4 protein-coding genes are annotated in these 4003 nt (G+C 50.1%); all 4 read left to right on the plus strand.

Annotated features, from left to right (window positions below; translation table 11 throughout):
• Positions 1 to 499, plus strand: a 499-nt coding sequence (locus Q0231_RS07810; RefSeq protein ID WP_299346913.1) for an aldehyde dehydrogenase family protein, incomplete at its 5' end; no start/stop codon positions are given.
• Between the two features lie 59 nt (positions 500 to 558).
• Entirely contained in the window at positions 559 to 1539 is a 981-nt protein-coding gene (hpaD, locus tag Q0231_RS07815) for a 3,4-dihydroxyphenylacetate 2,3-dioxygenase (RefSeq protein WP_299346915.1), read from the plus strand.
• A gap of 8 nt (positions 1540 to 1547) precedes the next feature.
• The gene (locus Q0231_RS07820) at positions 1548 to 2957 is read left to right on the plus strand and encodes a pyridoxal-dependent decarboxylase (protein ID WP_299346917.1); all 1410 of its coding nucleotides are present in this window, start codon (positions 1548 to 1550) and stop codon (positions 2955 to 2957) included.
• On the plus strand, positions 2957 to 3817 hold the full coding sequence (locus Q0231_RS07825; RefSeq protein ID WP_299346919.1) for a fumarylacetoacetate hydrolase family protein: 861 nt from the start codon (positions 2957 to 2959) through the stop codon (positions 3815 to 3817). Before Q0231_RS07820 ends, Q0231_RS07825 begins: the two co-directional genes overlap by 1 nt.
• The last annotated feature ends 186 nt before the right edge of the window (positions 3818 to 4003 follow it).

The following is a 4003-nucleotide window of genomic DNA, read 5'->3' on the forward strand; positions in this document are numbered from 1 at the left end:
TCCACTGATTCATGGTAGCCATTTCGACAAAGTATCAAGCTATGTTGCCATTGGTCAAAATGAAGGCGCAACCTTAGCCAGTGGTGGGCAAGCGGTTGAAGGCTTAGGCAGTGGCAATTACATCCAGCCAACTTTATTCACCGATGCTCATAATAATATGCGGATTGCTCAGGAAGAAGTCTTTGGTCCCTTCTTGATAGCGATTCCCTTTAATAGTGATGAAGACGCGCTTGAACTGGCGAATAATGTCAAATATGGCTTAACGGCATATATCTGGACAAAAGATATATCACGCGCCCACACTATCGCCCAAAAAGTTGAAGCAGGGATGGTCTGGGTCAATTCACATAATGTCCGCCATTTACCAGCGCCATTCGGTGGTGTGAAATCAAGTGGTATCGGACGTGATGGTGGTGATTATAGCTTTGACTTCTATATGGAAACCAAAAATATCGCCTTTGCGACAACTGAGCATAAAATCCCAAAACTAGGTGGATGATCGCGTTTAATTCTGCGAGCATGAGATCAGACATGCGCGCGAACACTTGAGGAAATATCATGCCATTACCAGAGCATAATCTGTACCCGCCCTTTAATGTGCTGCGCCTTAGCCACGTAGAATTTGTGGTCACCAATTTGGCCGCCAGTCGCGCCTTTTATGTGGATACATTGGGCCTGCAAGTCACAAACGAAGATGACAATGAAATTTATCTTCGCGCCATGGAAGAACGCGGCCACCACTGCATCATCCTCAAAAAGGGTGAAAAAGCCCAAGCCAACGTTTTGGGCTTCAAGGTTTATGATGAGCCTGAGTTGGATAAGGCCGAAGCTTATTTCCAATCAAAGAGCCGCCCGACAGCATGGATAGAACGCCCTTACCAAGGCCGCACCCTGCGCACATCAGACTGCCACGGCATTCCGCTGGAGTTCTATTTCAAAATGGATCGGCTTGAGCCCATCCACCAGAAATATAAGCTCTACAATGGCGTCAAACCGCTACGCATTGACCATTTCAACGTCTTCTCTCAAGACGTTGATGAAAGTGTCGCCTTTTATGCAGACTTTGGTTTCCGCACCACCGAATATACTGAGGACGATGAGAGCAAGCGCCTTTGGGCGGCCTGGATGCACCGCAAAGGCGGCGTGCATGATATGGCATTCACCAACGGCCTTGGTCCTCGCCTTCACCACACCGCATTTTGGGTGCCAAATCCGCTCAATATCATTGATCTGTTAGATTTGATGTCCACTTCCGGTTATGTGGCCAATATTGAACGCGGTCCGGGTCGCCACGGCATTTCCAATGCATTCTTCTTGTACATTTTGGACCCAGACGGTCATAGGATCGAGATCTATTGCTCAGACTATCAAACGGTTGATCCAGATCTTGAACCCATCAAATGGGACCTCAAAGACCCGCAACGCCAAACACTTTGGGGTGCACCGGCACCACGCAGCTGGTTTGAACATGGCAGCACTTTTGAAAATGTGGAACCGACCATGTCAGATCTTGCAGCATCACCAATCATTGCACCATAGGGGCATTTATGGACTGGAAGAATTTTCGCCATTGGGGCAAACGATTTGTGGACTGGGGCGCAGATTATCGTGAGAACTTGCGCGACCGACCCGTGCGTGCCCAAACCAAGCCGGGCGAAATCATCGCCCAATTGCCCGACACACCGCCTGAAATGGGCGAAGATATGGAAGCCATTTTCGCTGATTTTGAAGCCAAACTGATGCCCGGCATCACCCATTGGCAGCATCCGCGCTTCTTTGCCTATTTTCCTGCAAATGCCGCTCCTGCCTCTGTTTTGGCTGAAATGCTGGTCAATTCGATCGCGGCCCAATGCATGTTGTGGCAAACCTCACCTGCGGCCACCGAACTGGAAACCAAGGTTTTGGATTGGCTACGCCAAGCCATCGGCCTACCTGATGGCTTCACTGGCGTTATACAAGACAGCGCGTCGTCAGCCACCTTGGCTGCAGTTTTGACCATGCGCGAACGGGCATTAAACTGGCGCGGCAATGTGGACGGTCTTGCCGCCCACAAGCAATTGCGCATTTACTGCTCAGACCAAGTCCACACTTCAATCGATCGCGCCATTTGGGTTGCGGGCATTGGTGAAGAAAACTTGGTGCGCATTCCGCACAAAGGCAAACTGCGCGGCATGGACATTGATGCGCTTCAAAAAGCCATCAAGGCTGATCGCGAAGCCGGGTTCATTCCTGCCGGTATTATTGCATGCGTCGGCGGCACGTCGGTTGGCTCCACTGACAATATTGCCGAAGTTGTTGCGGTTTCCAAAGCGGAAAACCTTTATTCGCATATTGATGCGGCATGGGCTGGTGCAGCAATGATTTGCCCAGAGTTCCGTCACTTCTGGACGGGCGTTGAAGGCGCAGACAGCATAGTCTTTAACCCACATAAATGGCTTGGCGCGCAATTTGATTGTTCCGCCCATTTCATTGCCGATCCAGACGCATTGGTCAGCACATTAGCGATAAAACCCGAATACCTAAAAACCCACGGCACCGATGGCATCATCAATTATTCTGAATGGTCAGTGCCTTTAGGCCGACGCTTCCGTGCGCTAAAAATCTGGTTCTTACTGCGCGCACATGGCCTTGAAGGTTTGCGCCAAATGATCCGCAATCACGTGGCATGGTCTGAAAGGCTATACTACAAACTATCACAGACACCCGACTTCGAAATGGTTACCGAACCCATGTTGTCGCTGTTTAGTTTTCGCTATGCTCCAGAAGATGCCACCGATTTGGACGAACTCAATCTGCGTCTGCTCACCAACATCAATAATGATGGGCGCATCTACCTCACCCAAACAAAGATCGATGGAAATTTCGTCATTCGCTTCCAGTGTGGTTCATTCGATATGGAACAGGCAGATGCTGATTTCGCCTATGATGTGATCACCCAAATGGCAGCGCAATTATGATGGACAAATTTGTCTCCTACACCATTGACGGCACCCCCATGTGGGGTGCCACAGATGGGCAGAAAATCACAGATTTGTCCCCTCAAATGGCACAGTTTGGGACATTGCGAGACGTGTTCCACGCAAACGCCCAAAATCAGGCACTTGAGCTGGCACAAAAACTGGGACACTCGCGGCACATTGCAGACACAAAACTGGACATTCCGCTGCCTAATCCGGGCAAAATTATTTGCGTTGGCGTCAACTTTCCGGCCCGCAACGAAGAATATAAGGATGGGCAAGATGCCCCGCCTAATATGTCCCTGTTTGTGCGATTCCCAAGCTCATTTACCGGGCATAACTCGCCCCTGATCCGCCCCAAAGCCTCCCATCAACTCGACTATGAAGGTGAAATTGCCATTGTCATTGGCAAGGGCGGTCGGCACATCAGCCAGGCGGAATCGTTAGATCACATCGCAGCCCTAACTATTTGTAACGAGGGCACAATTCGGGACTGGGTGCGCCACGCAAAATTCAATGTGACCCAAGGCAAGAACTTTGACAATTCAGGCGCGATGGGACCATGGCTTGTGCCCTATAACGATCCGCAACAGGTTGAAAACGCAGACATTATCACCCGCGTAAATGACGAAGTCCACCAAAAAGACAATACATCACGCATGTTGTTCCCGATCCGCAAACAGATCGAGTATATCTCCACATTCACCACCCTTGAACCCGGGGATATCATTGTCACCGGCACCCCAACAGGCGCCGGCGCGCGGCTCGATCCGCCACAGTTCTTAAAGCCCGGGGACAAAGTTGAGGTTGAAGTGTCTGGGATTGGCACCCTGATCAATGGCATTGAGGACGAGCAATGACCCCCGATCAAATCCAAATTTCTGCTTCACCTGTATAGTTAACTCATCCTGTTCGTTTTTGCCGCTTTGATTACTCGCTGCCGAAGCGCGAAACAATCTTCCAACCAATGTTCTCAACAGGCTATAGGCACTTTCTTTTCCTTGAGTCTGACTTGTATACACATCCAGTTCCGCCCTTCTTTCATA

Origin of the sequence: uncultured Maritalea sp. (assembly GCF_937139385.1) — a bacterium.
GTDB lineage: Bacteria > Pseudomonadota > Alphaproteobacteria > Rhizobiales > Devosiaceae > Maritalea > Maritalea porphyrae_A.